Origin of the sequence: Flavobacterium macrobrachii, assembly GCF_014486675.1 — a bacterium.
Classification (GTDB): Bacteria; Bacteroidota; Bacteroidia; order Flavobacteriales; family Flavobacteriaceae; genus Flavobacterium; species Flavobacterium macrobrachii.
On sequence record NZ_JACTAC010000046.1, the window covers coordinates 1 to 26,726 of the forward strand.

The 26,726-nt window shown below is 32.6% G+C and carries 23 protein-coding genes; 14 read left to right on the forward strand and 9 right to left on the reverse strand.

The genetic code is table 11. The annotated features are described in order from the left end of the window. Nucleotides 1-3,375: choice-of-anchor D domain-containing protein (locus IAI56_RS10605; protein WP_187657849.1), on the forward strand; the 3,375-nt coding region annotated here is incomplete at its 5' end. Between the two features lie 152 nt (nucleotides 3,376-3,527). On the opposite strand, the gene IAI56_RS10610 is transcribed toward IAI56_RS10605, so the two are convergent. Then, a complete protein-coding gene (locus IAI56_RS10610) occupies nucleotides 3,528-3,731 on the reverse strand; it encodes a signal peptidase (RefSeq protein ID WP_187657850.1) in 204 nt (67 codons plus the stop codon). A 65-nt stretch (nucleotides 3,732-3,796) separates the two neighbouring features. After that, entirely contained in the window at nucleotides 3,797-5,386 is a 1,590-nt protein-coding gene (locus IAI56_RS10615; protein ID WP_187657851.1) for a peptide chain release factor 3, read from the reverse strand. A gap of 222 nt (nucleotides 5,387-5,608) precedes the next feature. Between IAI56_RS10615 and IAI56_RS10620 the strand changes: the two genes are divergently transcribed. The 6 genes from IAI56_RS10620 (at nucleotide 5,609) to IAI56_RS10645 (ending at nucleotide 13,712) form a co-directional block, all read left to right on the forward strand. Next, the gene (locus tag IAI56_RS10620) at nucleotides 5,609-7,573 is read left to right on the forward strand and encodes a peptidylprolyl isomerase (RefSeq protein WP_187657852.1); all 1,965 of its coding nucleotides are present in this window, start codon (nucleotides 5,609-5,611) and stop codon (nucleotides 7,571-7,573) included. A 3-nt stretch (nucleotides 7,574-7,576) separates the two neighbouring features. After that, entirely contained in the window at nucleotides 7,577-8,425 is an 849-nt protein-coding gene (locus IAI56_RS10625; protein ID WP_187657853.1) for a peptidylprolyl isomerase, read from the forward strand. Continuing rightward, the gene (locus IAI56_RS10630; RefSeq protein WP_187657869.1) at nucleotides 8,388-9,812 is read left to right on the forward strand and encodes a peptidylprolyl isomerase; all 1,425 of its coding nucleotides are present in this window, start codon (nucleotides 8,388-8,390) and stop codon (nucleotides 9,810-9,812) included. Before IAI56_RS10625 ends, IAI56_RS10630 begins: the two co-directional genes overlap by 38 nt. Before the next feature lie 41 nt (nucleotides 9,813-9,853). Further along, complete coding sequence (locus IAI56_RS10635) at nucleotides 9,854-10,807, forward strand: AAA family ATPase (protein ID WP_187657854.1); 954 nt, start codon at nucleotides 9,854-9,856, stop codon at nucleotides 10,805-10,807. Nucleotides 10,808-10,873: 66 nt separating this feature from the next. Further along, entirely contained in the window at nucleotides 10,874-11,224 is a 351-nt protein-coding gene (locus IAI56_RS10640; protein ID WP_187657855.1) for a hypothetical protein, read from the forward strand. Between the two features lie 223 nt (nucleotides 11,225-11,447). Continuing rightward, a complete protein-coding gene (locus IAI56_RS10645) occupies nucleotides 11,448-13,712 on the forward strand; it encodes an aconitate hydratase (protein ID WP_187657856.1) in 2,265 nt (754 codons plus the stop codon). 143 nt (nucleotides 13,713-13,855) lie between these two features. Here the strand turns inward: IAI56_RS10645 and IAI56_RS10650 are convergent, their stop codons facing one another. The 3 genes from IAI56_RS10650 to IAI56_RS10660 all read right to left on the reverse strand — a co-directional run bounded on the left by IAI56_RS10650 (nucleotide 13,856) and on the right by IAI56_RS10660 (nucleotide 17,372). Next, on the reverse strand, nucleotides 13,856-14,131 hold the full coding sequence (locus IAI56_RS10650) for a hypothetical protein (protein ID WP_187657857.1): 276 nt from the start codon (nucleotides 14,129-14,131) through the stop codon (nucleotides 13,856-13,858). 255 nt (nucleotides 14,132-14,386) lie between these two features. Next, the gene (locus tag IAI56_RS10655) at nucleotides 14,387-15,835 is read right to left on the reverse strand and encodes a glyceraldehyde-3-phosphate dehydrogenase (protein ID WP_187657858.1); all 1,449 of its coding nucleotides are present in this window, start codon (nucleotides 15,833-15,835) and stop codon (nucleotides 14,387-14,389) included. Nucleotides 15,836-15,983: 148 nt separating this feature from the next. Beyond that, entirely contained in the window at nucleotides 15,984-17,372 is a 1,389-nt protein-coding gene (locus IAI56_RS10660; protein ID WP_187657859.1) for a S1C family serine protease, read from the reverse strand. 120 nt (nucleotides 17,373-17,492) lie between these two features. On the opposite strand from IAI56_RS10660, the gene dapF reads away from it, so the two are divergent. From dapF to IAI56_RS10695, 7 genes are all read left to right on the forward strand, one after another. Beyond that, nucleotides 17,493-18,275, forward strand: coding sequence for a diaminopimelate epimerase (dapF, locus tag IAI56_RS10665; protein ID WP_187657860.1), 783 nt, complete (start codon nucleotides 17,493-17,495; stop codon nucleotides 18,273-18,275). A gap of 37 nt (nucleotides 18,276-18,312) precedes the next feature. After that, entirely contained in the window at nucleotides 18,313-18,843 is a 531-nt protein-coding gene (locus tag IAI56_RS10670; protein WP_187657861.1) for a GNAT family N-acetyltransferase, read from the forward strand. 12 nt (nucleotides 18,844-18,855) lie between these two features. Beyond that, nucleotides 18,856-19,884, forward strand: a complete 1,029-nt coding sequence (gene mltG, locus IAI56_RS10675) for an endolytic transglycosylase MltG (RefSeq protein WP_187657862.1) — start codon at nucleotides 18,856-18,858, stop codon at nucleotides 19,882-19,884. A gap of 54 nt (nucleotides 19,885-19,938) precedes the next feature. Continuing rightward, nucleotides 19,939-20,106 (forward strand): hypothetical protein, encoded by a 168-nt coding sequence (locus IAI56_RS10680; protein ID WP_169522971.1) that lies wholly within the window; start codon nucleotides 19,939-19,941, stop codon nucleotides 20,104-20,106. Continuing rightward, nucleotides 20,093-20,464: a type II toxin-antitoxin system VapC family toxin gene (locus IAI56_RS10685; RefSeq protein ID WP_187657863.1), complete on the forward strand. Its 372-nt coding sequence runs from the start codon at nucleotides 20,093-20,095 to the stop codon at nucleotides 20,462-20,464. The genes IAI56_RS10680 and IAI56_RS10685 overlap by 14 nt, the downstream gene beginning before the upstream one ends. 9 nt (nucleotides 20,465-20,473) lie before the next feature. After that, nucleotides 20,474-21,388, forward strand: a complete 915-nt coding sequence (locus IAI56_RS10690; protein WP_187657864.1) for a DUF2279 domain-containing protein — start codon at nucleotides 20,474-20,476, stop codon at nucleotides 21,386-21,388. An 87-nt stretch (nucleotides 21,389-21,475) separates the two neighbouring features. Then, entirely contained in the window at nucleotides 21,476-22,111 is a 636-nt protein-coding gene (locus tag IAI56_RS10695; RefSeq protein ID WP_169522973.1) for a peptidoglycan-binding protein LysM, read from the forward strand. A gap of 12 nt (nucleotides 22,112-22,123) precedes the next feature. On the opposite strand, the gene IAI56_RS10700 is transcribed toward IAI56_RS10695, so the two are convergent. The 4 genes from IAI56_RS10700 to IAI56_RS10715 form a co-directional block, all read right to left on the reverse strand. Then, the gene (locus IAI56_RS10700) at nucleotides 22,124-24,787 is read right to left on the reverse strand and encodes a carboxypeptidase-like regulatory domain-containing protein (protein ID WP_187657865.1); all 2,664 of its coding nucleotides are present in this window, start codon (nucleotides 24,785-24,787) and stop codon (nucleotides 22,124-22,126) included. Then, nucleotides 24,775-25,527 carry a GLPGLI family protein gene (locus IAI56_RS10705; protein ID WP_187657866.1) on the reverse strand — a complete coding sequence of 251 codons (753 nt, stop codon included), beginning with the start codon at nucleotides 25,525-25,527 and terminating at the stop codon, nucleotides 24,775-24,777. Before IAI56_RS10705 ends, IAI56_RS10700 begins: the two co-directional genes overlap by 13 nt. Before the next feature lie 80 nt (nucleotides 25,528-25,607). Further along, nucleotides 25,608-25,901, reverse strand: a complete 294-nt coding sequence (locus tag IAI56_RS10710) for a hypothetical protein (protein WP_187657867.1) — start codon at nucleotides 25,899-25,901, stop codon at nucleotides 25,608-25,610. Nucleotides 25,902-26,066: 165 nt separating this feature from the next. Next, nucleotides 26,067-26,726: GLPGLI family protein (locus IAI56_RS10715; RefSeq protein WP_187657868.1), on the reverse strand; the 660-nt coding region annotated here is incomplete at its 5' end.

A 26,726-nucleotide genomic window follows, 5' to 3' on the forward strand; every position in this document is an offset into this window, starting at 1 on the left:
AGTGCGCCAGCATCGAGTGTTGCTGCTGCTGGTAGTACTACAATCCAAGTTACATTTGATCCGGCTTCGGCAGGAACTTTTAACGATGAACTTGTAATTGAAAGTGATGATGCTGATGAGGCAGAATATACTTTTGCTATTGCTGGGGTTGGTTTTGTAGCTACTCCAGAGATTAATGTTCAAGGTAATTCGACTACTATAGTCGATGGCGATGTTACTCCATCTACAGCTGATCATACTGATTTTGGTTCGGTTACTACGAGTAGTGGTTCTGTAGTTAGAACCTTTACTATTCAAAATACAGGTACAGGTACTTTAACTCTTGATGCTACTCCGGTAGTACTTCTTAATGGTACTCATTTTACGGTTACTGCGCAGCCATCAAGCACAACAGTTGCTCCTGCGGGTTCAGTTACTTTTCAGATTACTTTTGACCCTTCGGCTAATGGTGCTTTGAATGACACGGTTTTAATAGGTAGTAATGATGCTGATGAAGGTGTATATACTTTTGATATTACTGGTTTTGGTATTGCTCCGCAACCAGAGATTAATGTAACGGGTAATGCCGTTTCGATTGTTAGTGGAGATGTTACGCCAGCTTTAGCTGATCATACCGATTTTGGTTCAATAGGTGCTACAAACACTATTGTTAGAACTTATACTATTCAAAATACAGGCGATGCTCCTTTAGTTTTAGGTTCTCCGGCTGTATTGTTAGATCAGGTAGATGGATTTAGTGTTACTCAACAGCCAACTTCTCCAGTAGGTGTAGGTAGTTCTACTACTTTTCAAATTACGTTTGCTCCTTCGGTAGCTGGTGTTGATACTAATACTGTATTGATTGATAGCAATGATGCCAATGAAGGGACTTATAGTTTTGCTATTACAGGTACTGGAACTGTAGTTGCTCCTGTAGCAACTGCTGCAACGAGTGTAGGTACTAGTTCATTTACTGCTAATTGGAATGCTGTAGTCGGTGCAACAAGTTATGAAATAGATGTTTATACAAAAGATAATGTTGTAGCTACTGATATATTTATATCAGAGTATGTTGAAGGTTCAAGTAATAATAAAGCTATTGAAATTTATAATGGTACAGGTGCTAGTGTTGATTTGTCTAACTATACTCTTGTTCAATTTAATAATGGAGCTACAAGAACAACAGGTACACGCTTTGCTTTAGTATTGAGTGGAACTATTGCAGATGGTGAAACCTATGTAGTAGCAAACAGTAGTTCAGGAGCAACTTTACTTGGTTTTGCTGATTTGACTAGTAATAGTGGTGCTTTAAACTTCAATGGAAACGATGCTTTGGCTTTGTATAACACTGCTGATGTAACAGGAACCACGATTGCTAGTGGAGCAGTTGAAATCGACATTATTGGTAAGATTGGTCAAGATCCAGGAAGTGAATGGGGAACAGGTGTTATTAGTACAGCAGATAATACTATTAGAAGGAAAAGTTCTGTTTTAGGTGGTGTGACTGTTAATCCTTCGACATTTACTCCTTCAACAGAGTGGAATGGTTTTGCAACAGACACATTTTCAGGTCTTGGTTCGCATACTTTTGATGGTGGAACTTCCGTTGTGTATTTTCTGCAAAATGAAAATGTAGGAAATACAACTTCTTATAACGTTACAGGATTGGATGAAGGTACTACTTATTACTATGTAGTTCGCGCTATTAGTGGTTTGGTTGAAACTGCTAATTCAAATGAAATTTCGGCTACTACAGGTTATGCTCCGGTTACTTGGACTGGTGGTGCATGGTCTAATGTAAGTGGACCAACTAATCTTATTGATGCTGTAATAGCTGATACTTATGTTACCGCAGATGATGGTGAGTTTACTGCAAAATCATTGACGGTAACTACAGGAGGTTCTTTAACGGTTAGTTCGGGTGATGTAGTTACTGTAGTAGGTGCTTTGAAGAATGAATTGACTTCAAGTGCTGTTGTGGTTGAAAACAATGGAGTGTTGATGCAAGGTGGAACTTCAAATTTAAACACAGGTTCTATAACTGTTAGAAGAAATAGCTCCGCTATTTTAAGACAAGATTATACGCTTTGGTCATCGCCAGTAGCTGGACAAGGGTTGTATGCTTTTTCGCCAACTACGTTGCCAAATCGTTTTTATACTTATAACACTAGTACTAATTTATATAGCAACTCCGTTGGGTTTAATTTGACAGGATTACAATTACCATCGCCACTAGTTGCACCAAATGGAATTAATGGTACTGATACTAATAATGTTTTGTTTGCTACTGCAAAAGGCTATTTAATTCGTACGCCATGGAATCATCCAACGGCTCCAACTGTTTTTGCTGGACAGTTTGCTGGTGTTCCAAACAGTGGTGATATTACTTATACAATGAGTTTGGCAGGAACTGGATTTAACTTAGTAGGTAACCCTTATCCTTCGCCAATTAGTATGGAAACGTTTGTAGATGATAATGCTGCTAACATTACTACTTCATTGTATTTTTGGAGAGAGACTAATGGAAATACATCTAATAATGCTTACTGCCAATGGAACGATGGATTGTTCCAAAGTAATGGTCAATCGCAAGTTTTTGATCCACAAAACGTGATTAGAACTGGTCAAGGATTTATTGTTGACGCTACTGGAGCTGGAACTGCTTTAGTATTTAATAATGGTCAGCGAGTAGCTAATACTGCTAATCAATTCTTCCGTCAAAACAACACGCAAGATGTTTATTGGTTGAATTTAACGAATGCTGAGGGTGCATTTTCTCAAACGGTTGTAAGTTATAAAGATTATGCTTCTAATGGTTTAGACCGTTATGATGGTAAAAATGTTGGTACTTCACAAGTAAGCTTGAGTTCTTTAATTGATGGTCAAGAGTATGGAATTCAAGGTAAGGCTGCTTTTGTTGATACTGATGTTGTTCCTATGCATTTGAAAGTTGAAGCTACAGGTAGTTATAGTATTGCTATTGATCGTTCGAGAGGTGTGTTTGCTAATGGACAATCTATTTATTTAAAAGATAATTTATTTTCAAGTTTACATAATTTATCTCAAGGCGCTTACAGTTTTACTTCGGAAGCGGGAAGTTTTGCTAATCGATTTGAAGTGGTTTATAGAGATAGCGCATTGGGGATTGATACTCCAGTGTTAACCGAAAAACAAGTTGTTATTTATAAAAACCAAGTTAATGATTTTGTAATTACTACTGGAAACTTTGAAATGGGTACTGTAAAAGTATTTGATGTTAGAGGAAGATTGTTGGTTGAAAAACAAGGGATCAATGCTGCTCAAACTACCATTACAGCAGGATTGTCTAACGAGGTATTGCTTGTACAAATTAAAACTGTTGATGGTTCAATAGTTACTAAAAAAGTGATTAGATAAATTATAATAATTTATTACTAAAAAAGCCTGTCATTTTATGGCAGGTTTTTTTGTTGGCATTTTATTTGTTATTTAGTTAATTTTTTCAGGACAAGACAAGGTAAAAAAAATCCCGCTAATTTTATTAGCGGGATTTTTTAATTTATATTTTATTAAACTGTTTTCTTATTTTTTTTATACAATACAAACAGAACTCCTAGTGCTGCTAGGTAAATTAATTTACTATTAATTGGGGCAGGTGCTGGATCTACGTCTTCAAGACCACCACCACCGTCATCATCACCTGGTTGAGCAAACATTACAAAGTCTGATAGTAAAAAGAATGACAAAAGGTATAACTTGAAAATGTTTTTCATATATCTTGAATTTCAGAGTGTAAATATAGTAATCATTTTCAAACTGTGAAATTTTTTAGTTAAAATTACTCAAATTCCGATGTAAAGAACAATTTTACATTTGGAAACTTCGATTGTGTCATTTGAATGGTAAAGTCAGAGTCGGCTAAGAAAACTAATTGACCATACTTATCATGTGCTAAAAACTTTTGTTTAATTCTTTTGAATTCTTTAAACTCCTCGCTTTTGGCATCATTTGGTTTCACCCAACACGCTTTGTGAACGGGGAAATTTTCATAACTGCATTTTGCGCCATATTCGTGTTCTAATCGGTATTGGATAACTTCATATTGAAGTGCCCCAACGGTTCCAATTACTTTTCTTCCATTCATTTCCAGCGTAAACAACTGCGCAACACCTTCGTCCATTAGTTGGTCAATTCCTTTGTCTAATTGTTTTGCTTTTAGCGGATCGGCATTGTTGATGTATCTAAAATGTTCTGGAGAAAAACTTGGAATTCCTTTGAAACTCATGATTTCGCCTTCGGTTAATGTATCGCCAATTTTGAAATTCCCAGTGTCGTGAAGCCCAACAATATCGCCAGGATAAGAAATATCAACAATCTCTTTTTTCTCAGCAAAAAATGCATTTGGACTAGAAAATTTCAGATTTTTGTTCAAACGAACATGCGTGTATGGTTTGTTTCGTTCAAATGTTCCTGAAACTATTTTGACAAATGCCAATCTATCGCGGTGTTTTGGATCCATATTCGCATGAATTTTAAATACAAAACCGCTTAGTTTTTCTTCTTCTGGATTTACTAATCGGGTTTCTGATTCTTTTGGTCTTGGTGATGGAGCAATTTCGATAAAACAATCTAATAATTCTCTAACACCAAAATTATTCAACGCCGAACCAAAAAATACTGGTTGCAAGGTTCCATCAAGGTATTTTTCTCTTTCAAATGGTGGATACACTTCGTCAATTAATTCTAATTCTTCACGAAGTTTTGTAGCAGGTTTTTCGCCAATAATTTTTTCTAATTCAGGACTGTTAATGTCTGAAAATGCGATGGTATCTTCAATGTTTTTTCGACTATCGCCACTAAAAAGATTGATGTTTTTCTCCCAAATATTGTAAATTCCTTGAAAATCATAACCCATTCCAATTGGAAAACTCAAAGGCGTAACGCTCAACCCAAGTTTTTGCTCCACTTCGTCCATCAAATCGAAAGCGTCTTTTCCTTCACGGTCAAGCTTATTTATAAAAACAATCATCGGAATGTTTCGCATTCTACAAACTTCAACCAATTTCTCCGTTTGTTCCTCGACACCTTTTGCTACGTCAATTACTACGATAACACTGTCAACAGCGGTTAATGTTCTAAAGGTATCTTCGGCAAAATCTTTGTGACCTGGTGTATCCAGAATGTTGATTTTTTTGTCCTTATAATTAAATGCTAGAACCGATGTTGCCACTGAAATTCCTCTTTGACGTTCAATTTCCATAAAATCGGAAGTAGCACCTTTTTTTATTTTATTGTTTTTTACCGCACCAGCTTCCTGAATAGCACCACCAAAAAGTAGTAATTTTTCAGTTAAAGTTGTTTTTCCGGCATCGGGATGCGAAATAATTCCAAAGGTTCTTCTGCGTTGTATTTCTTTTAAAAAACTCATGATTTTTTTTCAAATTGGTTGCAAAAATACTACTTATTTTTTCAGTAATTAAAATTATAGGCACGATAAGATTTTATAAAGCAAAAAATGTGTTAATAAATTTTTGTTAATAGTAAGTCACTTTCTTGTATAATGTGATTGAATTGTTACTTTTGTTGATTGTTACTTTGAAAAATCAAACAACATTTTAGAATTAAACTTTTTAGATAAAAGAAATTAAGAATGAAATTAAAACAACTGCTTTTCGGATTTTTATTTTTTTCGGCTTTCACTGCCAATGCACAAAAAAACACAAAAGAAGTATTGTTCACTATTGATGACAAACCTTATTATACTGACGAATTTTCGAGAGTTTACAAAAAGAATTTAGATTTAGTAAAAGATGAATCGCAAAAAGACTTAAATCAATATTTGGAACTTTTTGTTGGTTACAAATTAAAAGTAAATCGAGCTTACAAGTTAGGTTTGCAAAACAATTCGACCTATCAAAATGAATTGAAATCTTATCGTTCTCAGTTAGCCAAAAACTATTTTAACGATACAAAAATTACTCAGGAACTGATTGAAGAAGGTTATAATCGTTTACAAAAAGAAGTAAAAGCAGCGCATATTTTGATTTTAGTTGACGAAAGCGCTTCACCAGAAGACACTTTAAAAGCCTACAAAAAAATTCAAGACATCAAACTTCGAGTTGACAAAGGTGAAAGCTTTGAAGAATTGGCTTCTCAACTTTCTGAAGATCCATCGGCCAAAGAAAACAAAGGCGATTTAGGTTATTTTTCTGCTTTTAGAATGGTTTATCCGTTTGAAAATGTAGCTTTTACAACTCCAAGAGGTCAAGTTTCTAAAATTATCAGAACTCGTTTTGGATACCATATTTTAAAAGTAAATGATATTCGTCCAAATCGAGGCGAAGTTACCGTTGCTCATATCATGACTTTAAATCCAAAGCCAGAAGATGCCGATCAAGAAAAAGCTAAAAATACCATTAATGATATTTATAAAAAAATCAATCAAGGCGAAAAATTTGAAGATTTAGCTAAGCAATTCTCCGAAGACAAATCGTCATCTGGAAAAGGTGGCGTTTTAAACAAGTTTGGTTCAGGGCAATTGAGTTCAGAAGAATTTGAAAACGTAGCCTTTTCATTGAAAAATTCAGGCGATATTTCGCAGCCATTTCAATCAAAATTTGGTTGGCATATCGTTAAATTAATCGAAAGACATCCGGTTAGAACTCTTGATGAAATGAAGCCAGAGCTTGAAACCAAAGTTGGTCGCGATGAGCGTTCTAAAAAAATTACTGCTTCGCTTAACGATAAACTTAGAAAGAAATATAAGTTTAAAAAAGAGGCTAAAGAATATGCAGCTTTAGCCAAGTTAGTAACTAATGATTACTATGAAAACAAATGGGTTTATCCAACTAATGCAGATACATTTACAGCAGCAGTTTTAAAAATTGAAAATACGCCAGTTTCGGGTAAAACGTTTTTAGAATTTTTAGAAAAACAACAAAAATCAGGAATAGCAGTTAAGCCTATAGGTAAAGCAGTTGAAGTACTTTTTGAACGATTTATAGACGAACAATTGAGCCAATATTATGACGCTAATTTAGAAAATGAGTTTCCAGAGTTTTCTTTTGTAATGGAAGAATACCGCGATGGATTATTGCTTTTTGATTTAATGGAAAAAGAAATTTGGGAACGTTCAAAAAACGACACCATCGGATTGCAAAAGTTTTATGATGAAACCAAAGTAAATCATCTTTGGAAAAAACGTGTTGAAGCAACCATTTATTCGTCAACTAAACAAGATATTATCAAAAAAGTGCAAGGTTTAATTAAAAAGAAAGCCTCGGCACAAGAAATAAAAGACAAACTGAATACCAAAGATGTTATAAATGTAATGAGTAACTCGGGAACTTTTGAAGAAGGAAATCAAGTGTTGCCAAAAGGGATAAAATTGGAAACAGGTACTTCGGATATTGTTAAAGATGGAGAATATTATTTCATCACGGTTATCGATAAGGTTTTACCAGAAGGGATAAAAACATTAGAAGAATGCAAAGGAAAGTTAACTAACGAATATCAACAATATTTAGAACAAAATTGGGTTGATAACTTGAAAAAAGAATTTAATATCAAGGTTAACAATGATGTTTTTGAAAAAGTAAAAAAAGAATTAAAGTAATACATGATTCGATTTCTGCTAGCCATATTGTTGCTGAGTTTAAGTTCTTGTCAGTTATTCAATCAAGAACAAAAACCGGAATCAGTAGCTAGAGTTGGAAAAAGTTATTTGTATAAATCAGACTTTTTGAACCTTGTTCCAGCAGGAACTTCAAAACAAGATAGCATTTTGATGGTTCAAAATTACATCGACCGATGGGCAACCCAAAAATTACTCATTGAAGCAGCCGAACGTAATTTGAGCGAAAGTAAACAAAAGGAATACAACGCTTTAATTAAGCAGTACAAAATTGATTTATATACCAAAGCTTATTTGGAAGAAATGGTAAAACAAACCGTAGATACCATTGTTTCTGAAGAAGAATTGAAAAAATATTACAAAGAAAACAAAGCCAATTTTAAAGCAAATGGAACGTTGGTTCGAATGCGATACATCACTATCGATAAAGACAATCCAAAGCTTGCAACGATAAGAGATAAATTTTTTAACTTCAATAAAAAGGATAAAAAGTTTTGGGATACCTATAGTTTGCAGTTCAAGAAATTTGCATTTAATGATAGTGTTTGGGTTGGAATGGAACAAGTTTATAGTAAATTGCCCGTTGTAAATCCAGAGAACAGAGATGAAATAATTAGAGCTGGAAAAAAACTACAAATTTTAGACAATCAAGATTTGTATTTAATAAAAGTTACAGATGTTATTGACGAGAAACAAGCTTCGCCATTTGGATATATTAAACCAACGTTGAAAGAAGTGATTGTTAATCAAAGAAAATTAGAATTGATTAAAAAAATTGAAAAAGAAATTACTGATGATGCCATTAAAAACAAGGATTATGAAATTTATAAATAGCCGATTCACTTTAGCGGTTGCTGCCGTTTTTTGTTGTGTTTTTTTTACCAATGCACAAGAAATAATAAAGGATAGTGTGAAAACTAAAAAAGTTTCTACTACGCCAAAAAGATTAAAAGTTGACGGAATTGTTGCTGTTGTTGGCGATTATACCATATTAGATTCTGATATCGATAAAACTTTTCTAGAACTTTCTCAAAATGCTTCAGTAAAAGATATTACTCGTTGTCAAATGTTAGGTAAACTGATGGAAGACAAACTTTTTGCTCACCATGCCATTCAAGATAGTATTATTATCAAAGACGAAGAGGTAAAAGAAAAATTGAATGATCAGTTGGCTTATATTCTAGAGCAATTAAAAACAATGGATAAAGCGCTTGAGTATTTCAAAAAAAATACTGAAGATGAATTAAGAACCGAATTGTTTGAAATTATCAAAGTGAACAAACTTACAGCTGAAATGCAACGCAAAATTGTTGACGAAGTTGAAATTACTCCCGAAGAAACTAGAACTTTTTTTAAGTCTATTCCAAAAGATGAGTTACCCGTTTTTGGTGCTGAAATGGAAGTTGCTCAAATTGTAATTGCTCCAAAAATTACCGATGATGAAAAAAAGCGAATAATCAATCGATTAAAGGAAATTAAAGCAGAAGTTCTAGCAGGTGCAAGTTTTAAAACTCGTGCCGTAATTTATTCTGACGATAGAGGTTCAGCTTCGAGCGGAGGTTTTTACAAAATAAATAGAAAAACACAATTCGTTAAAGAGTTTAAGGATGTAGCGTTTTCGCTTGCTGAAGGTGAAATTTCGGAACCTTTTGAAACCGAATATGGATATCATATCATTATGGTAGAAAAAATTAAAGGACAAGAAGTAGAATTACGTCATATATTAATGATGCCAAAAGTTTCTGATCAAGCATTGAAAGAAGCTAAGGAAAAAATCATGTTAATCAAAAAGCGTATTGAAAATGGCGAAATTACTTTTGCAGAAGCAGCCAGAACTATGTCTGACGAAAAAGAAACTAGAGCAAACGGTGGTGTTTTAATCAATCCGCAAACTCAAGATACAAAATTTGAGTTGACCAAAATGGACCCAAGTTTGTATAGTGAAGTTTCTAATTTAAAAAGTGGCGCAGTAACATCGCCAATACTTGATGATGATCCAAGAGCTGGAAAAAAATATAAAATCATCACAGTTACCAATAGAATTGAAGAACATACCGCAGATTATGCTAAAGATTATACCAAAATTAAAGCCTTAGCCTTAAAAGAAAAACAGTTCAAAGCCATTGGAAAATGGAGTGATGAAAAAATTAAAGAAACCTATATTAAGATTAATGGTGAATACAAAGATTGTGTGTTTACCAACAATTGGTTGAAAAAATAAATCCAATTCAAATATCTACTATTTAAAATCTAATATCGACAATGTCAGACGTAGCAGCAATAGAACGATTAGTTCAAAAAAGAATAGAGCTAAAAAAAGAAATTAGCAAAGTGATTATTGGTCAAGAAGAAGTAGTTGATCAAATTTTGTTGAGTATTTTTTCTGGTGGACATGCCTTGTTGGTTGGTGTTCCTGGTTTGGCAAAAACCTTGATGGTAAATACTATTTCTCAAGCTTTAGGATTAGATTTTAAACGCATTCAGTTCACACCCGATTTGATGCCTTCGGATATTCTTGGAAGTGAAATTTTAGATGAAAATCGTCAGTTCAAATTTATAAAAGGACCAATTTTTTCTAATATTATTTTGGCAGATGAGATCAACAGAACGCCACCAAAAACTCAAGCTGCTTTACTGGAAGCCATGCAAGAACGCGCTGTAACAATTGCCGGACAACATTATAAATTGTCGTTACCTTATTTTGTATTGGCAACCCAAAATCCAATTGAGCAAGAAGGAACTTATCCGTTGCCAGAAGCACAGCTCGACCGTTTTATGTTTGCTATTAAATTGGATTATCCTACTTATGACGAAGAAGTTCAGGTTGTAAAAAGCACCACTTCTGATGAAAAAGTAACAGTAAATCCGCTGTTTTCGGCTCAAGAAATTATCGATTTCCAACAGTTAATTCGTCGAATTCCAGTAGCCGATAATGTTATTGAATATGCTGTAAGTTTGGTTAGTAAAACACGTCCAAACAATCCACTTTCAAATGATTTTGTGAAAAATTATCTGGATTGGGGTGCAGGACCAAGAGCTTCACAAAACTTGATTTTGGCTGCTAAAGCTAATGCGGCTTTCAATGGTAAATTTTCTCCTGATATTGAAGATGTAAAAGCGGTTGCCACAGGAATTCTTCGTCACAGAATTATCAAAAATTACAAAGCTGATGCCGAAGGAATTACCGAAGAAGCAATCGTAAGTAAACTGTTGTAAAAATAAGTAGCTTAGAAGATACTAATTTTTCTTTTTTTTCGTTTTCTGATACATCAAAACAGAGAAATGAAAAAAGCTTTAACGATTTTACCCGAACTACTTTTACTTGGTTTAAGTACATATTGGTTTCTTGAAAATTGGTTTGGAATTAAATATTTTAACTCATTTGCTCTTGTAGTAATGCTAGTTTTAATTTTTCAGATTTTTTTTCAAAATAGATATATTGCTTTTACCTTAGCTGCTTTAATTGCTGTTTTTTCGATATATATGGTTTTTGCTGTGATTTCAGAGTTTCACGATTTTCCTTCTGTTACTTCCGAAGCGTTGCAATTATTATCCGTTGGTTTGTTTTTTTGTTTCATGTTGTTTTCTTCTTCCTTTTTTTTGGTGTATAAATTTTTACCAAGACTTTTTTAGCTCATTTTTATACCGATTTTATGAAAAGCCAATTATAGATTTTAGGGATAAAAATTAAATTTTGATAATTTATATTCTTTAAAATCAGATTTTAATAAAAAACAATACTATAAATTGTTCTTTTCGCAATAAGTGTTGTTTTTATAACTTATTCAGTTAAAAAGTTTTATATAGTATAACGTTTTCGTAAATTTGCACTGCAAACATTATAACCTAAATATTTATGGCTTTTGATATCGAAATGATTAAAAAAGTGTACGCAACTATGGCTGAACGTGTTGATAAAGCACGCGATTTAGTTGGTCGTCCACTTACACTTTCTGAAAAGATTTTATATTCACATTTATGGGAAGGAAATCCTTCTCAATCCTTCGTAAGAGGTAAAGACTATGTGGATTTTGCACCAGATAGAGTTGCCTGTCAAGACGCAACAGCTCAAATGGCATTGTTGCAGTTCATGCACGCAGGAAAAAAGACAGTTGCTGTTCCAACAACAGTTCATTGTGATCACTTAATTCAAGCAAAAGTTGGTGCAGAGAAAGATTTAGCTGTAGCTAATTCTCAATCAAAAGAAGTTTTTGATTTCCTTTCTTCTGTTTCAAACAAATATGGAATTGGTTTTTGGAAACCAGGTTCAGGAATTATTCACCAAATTGTTTTAGAAAATTATGCATTTCCTGGTGGAATGATGATTGGTACAGATTCGCACACAGTAAATGCTGGTGGTTTGGGTATGTTAGCAATTGGAGTTGGTGGTGCTGATGCCGTAGACGTAATGTCGGGAATGTCTTGGGAATTAAAATTTCCAAAATTAATCGGAGTTAAATTGACAGGAAAATTAAACGGTTGGACAGCTCCAAAAGACGTTATTCTAAAAGTAGCTGATATTCTTACTGTAAAAGGTGGAACTGGAGCTATCGTTGAGTATTTCGGAGAAGGTGCTATCAATATGTCATGTACTGGAAAAGGAACTATTTGTAATATGGGTGCCGAAATTGGAGCAACGACTTCAACTTTTGGATACGATGATTCAATGAGAAGATATTTAGCCGCAACTGGTCGTCAAGATGTAGTTGATGCTGCCGATAAAGTTGCCGATTATTTAACAGGTGATGCCGAAGTTTATTCCAATCCTGAGCACTATTTCGATCAATTAATCGAAATCAATTTATCAGAATTAGAACCACATATCAACGGACCATTTACGCCAGATAGAGGAACTCCAGTTTCTAAAATGAAAGCTGAAGCTGCTGCAAATGATTGGCCATTAAAAGTAGAATGGGGTTTAATCGGTTCTTGTACAAACTCTTCTTATGAAGACATGTCTCGTGCGGTTTCTATTGTAAATCAAGCGGTTGAAAACAATATTACGCCAAAAGCAGAATTCGGAATTAATCCAGGTTCAGAGCAAATTCGTTATACTATTGAGCGTGACGGAATTATCGAAGCTTTTGAAAAAATGGGAACTAAAGTATTTACCAATGCTTGTGGACCATGTATTGGTCAATGGGATAGAGAAGGTGCAGACAAGCAAGAAAAAAATACAATTGTTCACTCTTTTAACAGAAACTTTTCAAAACGTGCTGACGGAAATCCAAATACGCATGCTTTTGTAACCTCGCCAGAAATGGTTGCTGCTTTAGCAATTTCTGGACGTTTGGATTTTAACCCAATTACCGATACGTTATTGAATGACAATGGTGAAGAAGTTAGATTATTACCTCCAAATGGTGATGAATTACCAAAAAGAGGTTTTGATGTTGAAGATGCAGGTTTTCAAGCGCCAGCAGAAGATGGAAGCGGTGTTGAAGTAGTGGTTTCTCCAACTTCGGAAAGGTTACAACTTTTAGCACCATTTGATGCTTGGGATGGAAAAAATATTACCGGAGCAAAATTATTAATCAAAGCTTTTGGAAAATGTACAACAGACCATATTTCAATGGCTGGACCATGGTTACGTTTCCGTGGACATTTGGATAATATTTCTAATAATATGTTGATTGGTGCAGAAAATGCTTTCAATGGAAAAGCTAATTCAGTTAAAAATCAATTAACAGGTTCTTATGCTGAAGTTCCTGCGGTTCAAAGAGCTTATAAAGCAGCTGGAGTTCCAAGTATTGTTGTAGGTGATCAAAACTATGGTGAAGGTTCATCTCGTGAACATGCTGCAATGGAACCAAGATTTTTAGGTGTAAAAGCAGTTTTAGTAAAATCATTTGCTCGTATCCACGAAACCAATTTGAAAAAACAAGGAATGTTAGCTTTAACTTTTGCTAACGAAGCAGATTATGATAAAATTCAAGAAGACGATACAATTAATTTCTTAGATTTAACCGAGTTTGCTCCAGGAAAACCATTAACGTTAGAATTTGTTCATGCGGATGGTTCAAAAGATATTATTTTAGCAAATCATACTTACAATGCTAGTCAAATTGGCTGGTTTGTAGCTGGTTCAGCTTTAAATCTTATCGCAGCTGGAAAAGCTTAAAATATTGATTTTAAAAAAAAGCTCAACTTAAGTTGAGCTTTTTTTTTATCCAAATATATTTTTATAAATCTCTACAAGTCCTGAAAACCATTCTATTTTTTCGTAATAGAAATCTACCGCAATTAGATTGTTTTTCTTTCTGATTATACAACTCCAGTTACGTTAGCTTCTTCACCAAAAATGGTGTATTTTTTATTGTTTTCTAACTTATTTTCTGAGTAAAGAGAATATACTTTTTTTGCTATGTCTTCTCTAATGGACATTTTTGCATTGAATGTACTTATAATAACAACATCTCTTGAAGATTTTGCTATTAATTCCATGCCGTTTTGACCAAAACTATACGTTTTAATATTTGATTTATCTTGGGCAAAAGAAAGTTGTGTTAGCAATGTAATGCTAAAAAATAATTGTTTCATTAGTAGGAGTTTGATTTTTGACATTACAATAATATAGAATAATGTTTAACTTTATTCAATTAGTAAACAAATAATTTATCAAAAACCCTACTTTTTTTCTTAAAAGGTGTTTTTAATCGGTATTTTTTAGTGGTTAAACGGCATAAAATCGATGTTTTTGCTAATTGAGGAGAATTATGTCTTAAAATATTAAAAAACAAAATCCGCTATAATTACTTACAGCGGATTTGATATGAACTAATAATTTTTATTCAATTAATAGTAAGTGTAGCGTCTTACTTTTGCTATATATTTTGCAAGACGAATCACTTGATGACTATAACCATATTCGTTGTCATACCAAATATACATTACGATGCTTTTTCCATCGGGAGAAACAATCGTGGCATTGCTATCATAAATTGATGGTTGTGCCGTTCCAACAATATCGGATGAAACCAATTCGTTGTTTAGTGAATACCTGATTTGCTCTACAAGATTTCCTTCTAAAGCATATTTTTTCATAATTGAATTTACTTCTTCTAATGAAGTTTCTTTTTCAACTTCAAGATTTAAAACCACTAATGAACCATTTGGCACAGGAACACGAATCGCATTTGAAGTTAATTTTCCAGCTAAACTTGGTAATGCTTTGGCAACTGCACTTCCAGCACCAGTTTCTGTAATAACCATATTTAATGCAGCTGAACGACCACGACGGTATTTTTTGTGCATATTGTCAACCAAATTTTGGTCATTTGTATAAGCATGAATGGTTTCGATATGGCCTTTTACAACACCTAACGTTTCTTCAATTACGGCAAGAACTGGCGTAATAGCATTAGTTGTACAAGAAGCGGCAGAAAATATAGTAACGTCATCTGGATTAAAATCTTCGTGATTTACACCATAAACAATGTTTGGAACGCCTTTTCCTGGCGCAGTTAATAATACTTTATTAACTCCTTTTGATACCAAATGACGTTTTAGCGCTTCTTCTGTAGTGAAAACACCAGTGTTGTCGATAACCAATGCATCTTCAATTCCATATTGTGTATAATCAATTTCTTCAGGAGAATTTGCTGTGATAATATGAACGGTTGTTCCGTTGATAATCAAAGCGTTGTTTTCGATATCAGCAGAAACTGAACCTTCAAAATCACCATGAACTGAATCATAACGTAACAACGAAGCTCTTTTTTCTAAAAGAACCGCATCGTTTTTATCTCTTGTTACAATTGCTCTAAGACGAAGTTGTTGTCCTTTTCCAATTTTACTCATCATTTCACGAGCTAATAATCGACCAATTCTACCAAAACCATACAGCACAACGTCTTTTGGTTTTTGGATTTTAAATTCTTTGGCATTTTTTAATTTGTCGATAACAAAAGCTTTGCTATCGTTGTATTTATTATCTTCTAGATGATATTCATAAGTCAATTTTCCAATATCAATTCGCGATGGCGGTAAATCCAGGTTTTGAATAGCTTGTGCAATTTCAACTGAATCAAAAATATTGATAGGTTTGTTTACAAATTCGCAGGCATATTCGTGAAAATTAATGATGTCACTAACGTTTCTATCAATTAATTGATTTCTAAAAAGAACTAGTTCAATGGATTTGTCGTACCATAAATCGCTGATGATTTTAATTAGTTCAACGCCAGCCTTTCTTCGGTCTGCTTGAAAGGATAATTCTTTTTCGTATGAATTGTGATTACTCATAAAAAGATAAGTTTTAGTTGTGTGAATTAAATTTTGGCGCAAAAATAGTATAATCAAGTTACTAACGAAAACGATTTCGTGAAAATTTTTAAATAAAAAAAACCAACCCACGAATGGATTGGTTTTTTCAAGCTTTTACACATAACTATTATTGGATAATGACTTGGGATAATTGTCCCATTCTATTAATCATTTGAATGCTAATGCTTTTATCTTCACCTTTTCTATTTAAAAAAGTAGAAATGGTTTCTACATCAGTTGCTTTTTGATCATCAACTTTTAAAATAATGTTTCCTTTCAATTGATTTTGATAAGGTTTTAAAGCATCGCTAGTAACATCTTTGATTTTTACGCCATATTCTATACCGTATTTCTTTTTGTCAGATGAATTAATATCTTCTAATTCTAAACCTTTGAATTCGGTATTGAATAATTCTTTTTTGACCAAAGTAACTGGAACAACTTTTGTTTTTCCATCTCGAACAAACGTAACTTGTACTTTATCATTTGGTCGTTTTGAATTGATATAACCTGAAAGTTCAGCAAAAGTATTTATTTTTTGGTTATCCAATTTTTTAATAATGTCACCCGATTTTATTCCTGCCTTTTCAGCTCCTGAGTTTTTTGTCACATTTTCAACATAAAATCCTTCGGTATCGTCGATGCCAATTTCTTGTGAAACTTTACTGTTCAATTCGCCACCTTCAACTCCTAGAATTCCTCGTTGAACGTTTCCAAACTCCATTAAATCCTCAATAATTTTTCTAGTAATATTTGATGGAACAGCAAACGAGTAACCAGCATAACTTCCTGTTGGCGAGGAAATCATAGTGTTAATTCCAATCAGTTCTCCACGAGTGTTGACCAATGCACCGCCAGAATTTCCTGGATTTACAGCAGCATCGGTTTGAATAAACGATTGAATTCCGCGTGTGTCAAGATTTCTGGCTTTCGCCGAGACAATTCCGGCAGTTACAGTTGAATTTAAGTTATAAGGATTTCCTACTGCCAAAACCCATTCGCCAACTTTCACCGCATCAGAATCGGCAAAAGTTGAATAAGGTAATTTCTCATCGGCATCAATTTTTAATAACGCGATATCCATTTTAGAATCGGTTCCAACGAGTTTTGCTTTGTAAGATTTGTTGTTGTTTAAAGTAACTTCCAGTTCGGTTGCATCTTTAATCACATGATTATTGGTTACAATATATCCATCTTCCGAAATGATAACGCCAGAACCTGTTCCAACTTGTTCTTGTTGTTGTCCGCCACGCGAACCATAGAAATATTCCAAAATTGGATTATAAACCGTTCTAACCGAAACATTTTTTACGTGAACGACTGAATGTACAGCATTTTCTGCAGCTGAGGTAAAATCGACCGCCTCGCCATTCAAACCAACATTTCGTCCAAATGAATTGGTGGAAGTTGTAACAATAGAATTTCGATTGTCTTTTTCGATAAATAATTTGTACGCACCAAGTGTGGTTGCGCCGCTAAGTAAAGAAACTAAAAATAAACTTGATAACTGTTTCATTGTGCTTACTATTTTTGAATTATTTTAAAGTAAAATTATAATTTTAACAAATCTGACAAATATCTTTTAACGCTCGTTTAACAGAGTTTAACTTCTCTTTAATATTTATATCTTTATGCCATGAAAATTAAGTTTTATAAATATCAAGGAACGGGAAACGATTTTGTTATGATTGATAATCGTCAAAATATTTTTCCCAAAAATAATACCAAATTAATTGAAGAATTATGCGATAGACGTTTTGGCATTGGTGCTGACGGATTGATTTTGTTAGAAAATGACAATTCGACAGATTTTAAAATGGTTTATTACAATTCTGATGGAAACGAAAGCTCTATGTGTGGTAATGGCGGACGATGTTTGGTAGCTTTTGCCAAAAAAATGAACGTAATTAACAATGAAACTACTTTTATTGCAACGGATGGTTTGCATCATGCTACCATTTTTGAAAACGGAATTGTTTCACTGCAAATGAAAGATGTTGACCAAGTAAATATTCAATCGGATTATGTTTTTTTAAATACAGGTTCGCCACATCATGTAACTTTGGTTAACGATTTAGAACATTTTGATGTAGCAACTAATGGAGCCAAAATTCGCTACAGCGATTTGTATGGAAAAGCGGGAAGTAATGTTAATTTTGTAAAACAAGTATACGAAAATCATTTTGCAGTTCGAACTTATGAACGTGGAGTTGAAGATGAAACTTTGTCATGTGGAACTGGCGTAACAGCAGTTGCAATTGCTATGAATGCAATAGGTAAGACAACAGCAAACACAATCGAATTGGATGTTCAAGGCGGAAAACTTGAAGTCTCTTTTGAAAAAAACAATGGAATTTACAGTAATGTGCATTTAATTGGTCCAGCAACTTTTGTTTTTGAAGGCGAAGTTGATTTTTGATTGAAGAATAACGATTGATGATTTTAGATTTTTATAAATGATAACTTTAAAAGGACAAACTATTTTTTTACGTGCGCTCGAACCCGAAGATTTGGAGTTTGTGTATGCTATTGAAAACGATGAAACTATGTGGGAAGTTAGCAATACGCAAACGCCATATAGCAAATTCCTTATTCGTCAATACCTAGAAAATGCGCACCAAGATATTTATGAAGCGAAACAACTTCGTCTAGCCATTTGTAAAAATCAAACTTCGGAAGCTATTGGTTTGATTGATTTATTTGATTTTGATGCCAAAAATAAACGTGCTGGCGTTGGAATTATTATTCAAAATGAAGCCAATCGAAATTTGGGTTTTGGAAAAGAAGCACTTTCATTAGTGATAGCGTATTCGTTCAAACAATTACAATTACATCAATTGTATGCTAATATTGGAATTGAAAATAGTGCAAGTTTATTACTTTTTGCTACTTTTGGTTTTCAAAAAATAGGAGTGAAAAAAGATTGGAATTTGCACAATGGAAAATTCTCTGACGAAGCATTATTTCAATTAATCAATCAAAAATAGAAATCGTTTACAATGCAAAAATCAAAAATCATCAAAGTCATAATCGGACTTTTTTTAGTAGCCGTTTTGGCTGTTTTTTTTCTTTTTTTTACTAATAATACACAACTAGAAAAAGAAGAATTTTTTGTTGAAATTCCAACAGGTTCAACCTATGACGATGCCAAGAAAATCATTTCGCCTTATGTAAAAAGCATGAGCAGTTTTGAAATCATGGCAAAACTACGTTCGTATCCAGACCATGTAAAACCAGGACGATTTTTACTAAAAAAAGGCATGAATACCTTTCAAATAGTTGGTGCGATGCGAAGAAATGTTCCAGTGGATTTGGCTTTTAATAATCAAGAACGATTGGAAAATCTTTGCGAACGATTGAGTTCTCAAATTGAACCTGATACGACAAAATTATTAGCGGCGTTTAGAGATACTGCTTTTTTACAAAAAAATGGCTTTTCAAACGAAACCGTTTTTGCCATGTTTTTACCAAATACCTATCAAGTATATTGGAACATTTCGGCGGAAAAATTCAGAGATAAAATGCTCGAAGAATACAATAAATTTTGGAACAAAGACCGAATTGCCAAAGCCACAGCGCTTAATTTAACTCCAGTTCAAGTAATAACTTTAGCATCTATTGTACAAAAGGAATCTGCTAAAAAGAGTGAACGACCTACCGTTGCAGGTGTTTATCTGAATAGATTAGCAAAAGAAATGCCTTTGCAAGCTGATCCAACCGTAATTTATGCTTTAAAATTAAGAGACAACGATTTTAACCAAGTGATTAAACGTGTTTTGTATAACGATTTGTTCATCGCTTCACCTTATAATACCTATCAAAATACAGGTTTGCCTCCAGGACCAATTGCAATGCCTGATGTTGATGCTATCGATGCGGTTTTAAATGCCGAGAAACACGACTATATTTATTTTTGTGCAAGTGTTGAAAAATTTGGTTATCATGTTTTTGCCGCTACGTATGAAGCACATCAAGTAAATGCAAAAAAATATTCTGAATGGATGAACGCTCAAGGAACGAAAAGATAATGTTAAAATAGTTGAAAATTAGCTAAATAAATGTAAATTTGAATAAAAAGTAGTATGACGATTATCATCAAAAATAAGACTTCCAAAATAGAACTTGAAAAATTATTGTTGAAGTTTGCAAAATCTAAATCTAAAAAATCTTTAAGAAATGTTTTTGGTAAAAATACAATTAAAGGTGACGCACTTTCTATTCAAAAAAAGATGAGAAATGAATGGGATTGATTTTTTAGCAGATACAAACTTTTTAATATTTACTTCTCAAGGAAATCCAATAGTTGAAACTTTTTTGGATTACAATATTGGTATTTCATTTATTTCTGAAATGGAATTGCTAGGTGTTTTTAGTATTTCTAAAATTCAAAAGTCAAACATGCAAAAAATTATTGATCAATGTTTTGTAATTGATTTTAATTTAGAGATAAAGAAAAGCGCAATTCAATTAAAACAGAAATATAAAGTTAAATTACCCGATGCGATAATTGCAGCCACAGCAATACATTATAATATTCCTTTTATTACTGCAGATGCCGATTTTAAAATTATCAAGGAATTAGATTTAATTTTTATTGAAAACAGTTAAAATACTTTGATGAAATTAAATTATTTTTTTCTGGTCTTTTTATTGAATTTTTTTACTGTCTTTTCCCAAAATAACTTCGATAAATTTTTCAAACCTTCCGATAGTTTACATAAAAAACGATTGAATACCGTTATTGTTTCTGAAGCGGTCATTGGTTCAGCGACTTTGGTAGCTTTAAATCAAGCTTGGTATGCCGATTATCCGCGTTCTGATTTTCATTTTATTAACGATAATGCCGAATGGTTGCAAATGGACAAAGCTGGACATGTTTTTTCGGCTTATCATTTGGGAAGTTTTGGTGCCAATGCTTTGAAATGGTCTGGTGCCGATAAAAAATCACAACTACTTTATGGTTCAACATTAGGATTAACGTTTCTAACTGCGGTTGAGGTTTTTGATGGATTTTCGGCAAATTGGGGTGCGTCGCTTGGAGATGTTGTTGCCAATGTTTCGGGAACAGCATTGTTTGTTTCACAAGAATTACTTTGGGATGAACAGCGAATTGTACCGAAGTTCTCCTTTCATACAACACCTTATGCTTCGACAAGACCAAATGTTTTAGGGAGTTCTTTTTCGGAACAAATTTTGAAAGATTATAACGGGCAAACGTATTGGCTTTCGGCTAACATTCATTCGTTTTTTAAATCTTCAAAAGTGGTTCCAAAATGGCTAAACGTTGCTGTTGGTTATGGAGCAGAAGGCATGATTACTGGTAAAGATGAGTTTGTTAACACTGTTTTTCTTCCTACTGATAAAAGATACCGCCAATTTTACTTGAGTTTGGACGTTGATTTGACCAAAATTGAGACAAAATCTCATTTTATTAAGACAATTTTAACAGTTTTTAATACGATTAAAATTCCTGCTCCAACGTTTGAAATCAAGGGTTTAGGCGGAACGAAATTTCATTGGGTGTATTTTTAAGTGGTTGATATTCAGATTTATATTTTTTAGTTGTATCTTTGCACCAGAAATTTCATGTCGGTGACAGCGCTTGAGAAATTAAATTTGATGATAAAAAAAGGTATATTTTACACCTCTATCCTACTAACAGTTGCTTTTATAAGTTCAGGTTTTAAACCTCATAATTCCCAAATCTCAGACTGGTTTTTTGCTGATAATGACGAAGGATTACTTTATGTTTTTCCGTCGCAAAAAAGCGATGATTACACTAATTTAAACGTTCCGTTTACCGGCAAGTTTTTTATTGGCTACAAAGAAGCTATCGCTTTTAAAGAATCACAAGGAAAATATCATAAGGTCAATACACTTGGCTATTTAGGTAAATATCAGTTTGGTTCAGAAACGCTTAAATCTATTGGAGTTAACGATAGTTTACACTTTTTGAACAATCCAAAACTTCAAGAAAAGGCGTTTGTTACCTTGCTTTCTAAGAACAAATACGAACTGCGAGATTATATTACTAAATATGAAGGTAAAGTAATTAACGGCATAAAAATCACCGAATCGGGGATTTTAGCTGCAGCACATCTTGGTGGTATTGGTTCGGTTAAAAAATTCTTTAAAACCAATGGCGCAAGAGTGAAAAAAGATGCTTATGGAACTTCAATCCAAAAGTACTTGCGTGATTTTGCTGGTTATGAAACTCATACAATTCCTGCAGTTAAGAACGCGAAGGTGAAGTAGTTGTCACAAAACTTAAAATCGATACTCCATTTTTAGTAATACATATCTTGGTTGTAATCGATATTCGGTTTTAGAAATGCTAATGTCGTTGATGCTATAATTTCTAAATGTTTTGGTATTAAAGAGATTGTTGCCAGAAAGAGAAAAGGTTAGTTTATTTTCTTTTACAATATAACGAGTTTCTAAATCAAGGAAATAGTATTTGTTGTTTTCTCGGTCTAAATTACCAAAAAAGTAGCGTTCAGTTTGTAATTGAACATTGAATTTTGGGTTGAAAATAAAAGATAAATCCAGAAAACTCATATTGTTGGTAAACGAGTTTTCGATAGTTGTTTTTACTTGATTATAATTCCATTTTGAACCTAAATGATAATTAAAAAATCCTTTAAAACCCGAACGCAATTCTAATCCATAATCAGCATTCAGGTTTTTTATTTCCCTTAAATTAGAATTGTTTACTATGTTTTTAAAATTGGTTTTTGTCGTTCCAAGATTGATTTTTAAATTGGATTTGATGGTTTTAAAATAGTAATCAATAGTTGTTGAAATTGATAAAAACTCACGGTCTTTTAGGATAATCTTTTCCGATTGAGAGTAGTTTTGGGCAATAACGGAATTTGTGCTATAAAAATCGTTGCTTTTTAAATACATCATAAAAGTATTGGCAAAAAAGCGATCGCCCCAATTTCCGAAGGTATAATTCAAAATAGCGCTTGATGAATTCAATTGATTAAATTCGTCTAATCCTTTAGAAAACGAGCGGAAACCTGTTTGTACAAAACCTGAATAAATATCTAAAACGCTTGCATTTGTTGTATTATAAGAATAGGTTGTTACGAGTTTATTCTTCTTATTAATTTCCCAATCTAACCCAATTTTTGGTACAATAAACAAAGGATTTTGATTGGATTTTTGCCCAAAGTTTTCGGTTTGATTGAATAACTGATGAAAATCAGATTGTGTGACTAAAGTATAGTTGCCAAGCTTAAAACGATACTTTGCAGAAAAGTATAAGTCGTTCGAGGTATAAGTCAATCTGTTTTGATAATCATCAGGAAAAACAAGAGAATTATCGTTGTTTAACAATTGAAAGCGAGTGTCTAAATTGTCTATTCGTAATTGATTTCCAAGTTTAATTTCCAGTAAGTCGCCGTTTTTCTTTTTGTCTAAAATATGAGCTTCAACTCCTGCAAATTGCATTTTATTTTGGCTGTATTGCTTGGTGTTAGTAGCATTTTCTGGGAATAAATCTTCAAAAATAAACTGATTTATAGAATAGTTTTGAGGTGTTTTTTCGCTAATATATCTACCCGAAAGAAGGAAAACTTTGTTTTCTTTGAATTTATTGGTAAAAACAATTTTTTGGTCAAACAACTGATTGTTGTTTTTTAATTTTTCATTCAGTAAGTCGTTATTAAATAATAGATTACTTCTGTTTTTTTCGTTGGTTTTGTTAAATTTTCCAGTGTATTCCAGTGTTTTGTTTTTTGATATATCATAAATCAAATCAATTTTACCAAAACCTGTAATTTGAGTTTTTCTGCCAATGAAATCTTCTGTGTTTTCAAATGATGTTGTTCCGATGGAAAAGGATTGAAAACTGTTTCTGAAAAAGTCATTTTCATCAGTATTTAAAAACCCGAGTGTTTTTAGTTTTACTTTTGGAGAAAGTGTGAAAATACTATTCAGCGACAACATTTCGGCATTATTGAAATTCACTCTTTTCGGTTTAAGATTAGGTTTGTCCATTCCTATACTCAATAGAGTAGAAGCTGATTGGTCATCGCCAATGCTTGCTGGTTCGTTAAAACGATATGGACGAATTAAATGGTTAACATCTCCAGTTGCATCATAGCCAATATTGTTGAGGTTGGTTAAAAAATAGTATTTGGATTTTTTACCAAAGTTCATCAAGTTTCCTTTTACTTCATATCGATTTTCAGAAAATAATCCGTAGCCCAAAGTTGTATTTCCAAACCATTGTCGTTTATAATCTTCTTTTAAGGTTAAGTTAAGCGCAACTTTATCGCTGTTTTCAATTCCTTTTAAGTGTTTGTTGTTGGAATAATGTTGGTATAATTCAACTTTTTCGACTGGATTTACCGGCATATTTTTAGTAAGTAGTTTGTATCCTTTTTCGAACATATCATCGCCGTCGATCATTACTTTTTCAATCTCTTGATTACCTACTTTTATTGTTCCATTATCATCAATATTTAATCCAGGTATTTTTTTTAGTAAGTCTTCAACCACTTGTTCATTACCTTGTAGAAATGCAGAAGTTAAAAAAGTTATGGTATCTTTTTTTATAGTTATTGGCTTTTCAGCATGAATGATAACTTCGTTAAGTTCGGTAGTTTTTGATTTTAATGTAAAATCAAAAATTTTATTTTCGTTGTTATTGATGATGATGTTAACTTTTTTTTGTTCAAACCCCATTGAGTTTGCAGATAAAATAAATTCGCCTATTTTATCAGTGTTTAATGAATATTTTCCAAAAGCATCAGAGTAAGTATAAGCAATAATTTTTTCCGAGCTATCTTTTAGGATAATGCTAGCCGAAGGTATGGTTTCGGATTTTTCATCCATAACAACTCCAGTGATTTTGTTTTGAGAATGAACCGAAAAAAATAATAACGTAACGATAAAAGTGATGGCTATTTTCATTCTTCCCATTCAAATTTTATTTCAAGACCGTTTCTGGTTATTTCTGAACTAGAAATAGAAGTTCCTCTAGGAAGTTTTGTCAATAGTTTTTGGTCTATACTATTGTTATTGTATTTAATATTTGGATATTCTTTAATGTTAATTTTTTTAGCATTTTCTATCGTAACAATGAATTTATTTTCATCAATAAATTCATGACTTATTTTTTTTATAATCCAATTATATCTTTTTGTTTCATCATAGACTTCAAAGATTAATCCGGGTAATCCTTGCAATTTCCATGGACCATATTTTAAGGGATAATCTAATGAATACCATGCAATGTATTTTCTGCCTCGAAACTCGCAAACAGCTTTTGAAACAGAAATAGTATCTATCATTTTGGTTTCATCAATTGATTTCCACTTAAGTAACGGTATTTTTTCTTCGATTAAATATTCGTCTCCAAAAATGCTTTCTATAGATTTTAAGGTGTTGTTTTTAAAATCCATATGATTACTGTTGTTTTTTGAGCTATATTTGATTGTGAATGAATTGTCTTCTTCTTTTTTTATTTCTCTACTTTCTTTAGATTTTGTTTTTTTTATATAAATAGACTCATCTGTAGACTCGTTGATATACAAATTAGCAAATTGGGTATTTGGCAAATCGGTATTGTAAAATATTTCATATTCAATGTTTATGACCTTGTTTTGACAAAAACAGTTAAAAGAAATAAGAAGAATTAAATTGAATATTGCTTTTTTCATGGCTTGATTATAAATTATAACGAATAAATTGAGAAAAAGATTAAAAAGAGTTCAAGAAATCTCTTGAACTCTTTAAGAAACTATCTTCCACTTAAAACATCGTCAACTATTCCAGCAATAGTATCACAATCCTCAGCAGAACTAACATTGTCAAACTGTAAGACAATTGTTTTTAATTTGTTACCATCTTCATCATAAACGCCTATTGAAACAAAACAAGTTCCAACTAATTTTTGATTAACTAGTTTTTCTTGTATTGAAATAATTTCAAAAGATTCTTCTTGAATTTTTTTAGTTTCTACATTTTTTGAATTATTTGCAAAAGCAAACGAACCGATTAGCATAAATGCTAAAGAAAACATTATTTTTTTCATCGTTATTATATTATTTTACACCATTAAGGACTTGTGTGGTTAGATTTCGTCCTTTTGCTATTTTATTGTGTGAGCGACACTAGTTTATTTTTATGTTTGGGTAATAAACAAATCCCTCAATTATTGGCCAAATAATATTTTTTCTTTAGAATAGGTAATTTGTGATTATTCTTCCCATTCATATACTAATTCAAGACCTCGCCTTGGATTTTTAGGAACACTTGCTTCTGCGCCTCGAGGTAATACTCTTTTAACACGAGATCTTAGTTCATCCATATATTCTTTAACTTTGAAGACATATTCTTTTATGCTGATGGATGAATATTTTTTGTATGGTATTACTATGTTTTCTTTTGCTGGTATTTCAATTTTATTACATTTCCAGATAAATGTTTTGGTGTTGTCGTGTATTTCAATAATTAAACCAGGTAATCCGCTAAATTTCCACGGTCCAAAAAAAGTAGGGATGTCTTCATAATACCAAGCTGTATATTCTCTTCCTCTGAATTTTGTTGTCGCTTTTTTACAAATATAGTTTCCAATCTTTTTTTCGTCATTAAAATCTAACTTCCAGTTAAAATTGGGAATCTTTTCATTAATTTTTAATATTTTGTTGTCTTCTATTAAATTGTAGGTTGCAAGTGTGTCTTTTGTCTTGTTAGTTTGTTGATATATATCGATTAAACCACCTGTAAAAATGGAGTTGCCTTTAAATTCGGGTTCATTTTCTTGTTCTCCGAAAAAAGTTTTAAATATTGACTCTTTATCATTAAAAATTAGAACAGCTTTTACCTCTTTATAAATGGAGTTATCTGTAAAATCGTA

Coding starts and splice junctions, on each gene's coding strand:
- IAI56_RS10610 (WP_187657850.1), bottom strand. CDS start 3,731: ATGAAAAACATTTTCAAGTTATACCTTTTGTCATTCTTTTTACTATCA.
- IAI56_RS10615 (WP_187657851.1), bottom strand. CDS start 5,386: ATGAGTTTTTTAAAAGAAATACAACGCAGAAGAACCTTTGGAATTATT.
- IAI56_RS10620 (WP_187657852.1), top strand. CDS start 5,609: ATGAAATTAAAACAACTGCTTTTCGGATTTTTATTTTTTTCGGCTTTC.
- IAI56_RS10625 (WP_187657853.1), top strand. CDS start 7,577: ATGATTCGATTTCTGCTAGCCATATTGTTGCTGAGTTTAAGTTCTTGT.
- IAI56_RS10630 (WP_187657869.1), top strand. CDS start 8,388: ATGCCATTAAAAACAAGGATTATGAAATTTATAAATAGCCGATTCACT.
- IAI56_RS10635 (WP_187657854.1), top strand. CDS start 9,854: ATGTCAGACGTAGCAGCAATAGAACGATTAGTTCAAAAAAGAATAGAG.
- IAI56_RS10640 (WP_187657855.1), top strand. CDS start 10,874: ATGAAAAAAGCTTTAACGATTTTACCCGAACTACTTTTACTTGGTTTA.
- IAI56_RS10645 (WP_187657856.1), top strand. CDS start 11,448: ATGGCTTTTGATATCGAAATGATTAAAAAAGTGTACGCAACTATGGCT.
- IAI56_RS10650 (WP_187657857.1), bottom strand. CDS start 14,131: ATGAAACAATTATTTTTTAGCATTACATTGCTAACACAACTTTCTTTT.
- IAI56_RS10655 (WP_187657858.1), bottom strand. CDS start 15,835: ATGAGTAATCACAATTCATACGAAAAAGAATTATCCTTTCAAGCAGAC.
- IAI56_RS10660 (WP_187657859.1), bottom strand. CDS start 17,372: ATGAAACAGTTATCAAGTTTATTTTTAGTTTCTTTACTTAGCGGCGCA.
- dapF (WP_187657860.1), top strand. CDS start 17,493: ATGAAAATTAAGTTTTATAAATATCAAGGAACGGGAAACGATTTTGTT.
- IAI56_RS10670 (WP_187657861.1), top strand. CDS start 18,313: ATGATAACTTTAAAAGGACAAACTATTTTTTTACGTGCGCTCGAACCC.
- mltG (WP_187657862.1), top strand. CDS start 18,856: ATGCAAAAATCAAAAATCATCAAAGTCATAATCGGACTTTTTTTAGTA.
- IAI56_RS10680 (WP_169522971.1), top strand. CDS start 19,939: ATGACGATTATCATCAAAAATAAGACTTCCAAAATAGAACTTGAAAAA.
- IAI56_RS10685 (WP_187657863.1), top strand. CDS start 20,093: ATGAATGGGATTGATTTTTTAGCAGATACAAACTTTTTAATATTTACT.
- IAI56_RS10690 (WP_187657864.1), top strand. CDS start 20,474: ATGAAATTAAATTATTTTTTTCTGGTCTTTTTATTGAATTTTTTTACT.
- IAI56_RS10695 (WP_169522973.1), top strand. CDS start 21,476: ATGATAAAAAAAGGTATATTTTACACCTCTATCCTACTAACAGTTGCT.
- IAI56_RS10700 (WP_187657865.1), bottom strand. CDS start 24,787: ATGGGAAGAATGAAAATAGCCATCACTTTTATCGTTACGTTATTATTT.
- IAI56_RS10705 (WP_187657866.1), bottom strand. CDS start 25,527: ATGAAAAAAGCAATATTCAATTTAATTCTTCTTATTTCTTTTAACTGT.
- IAI56_RS10710 (WP_187657867.1), bottom strand. CDS start 25,901: ATGAAAAAAATAATGTTTTCTTTAGCATTTATGCTAATCGGTTCGTTT.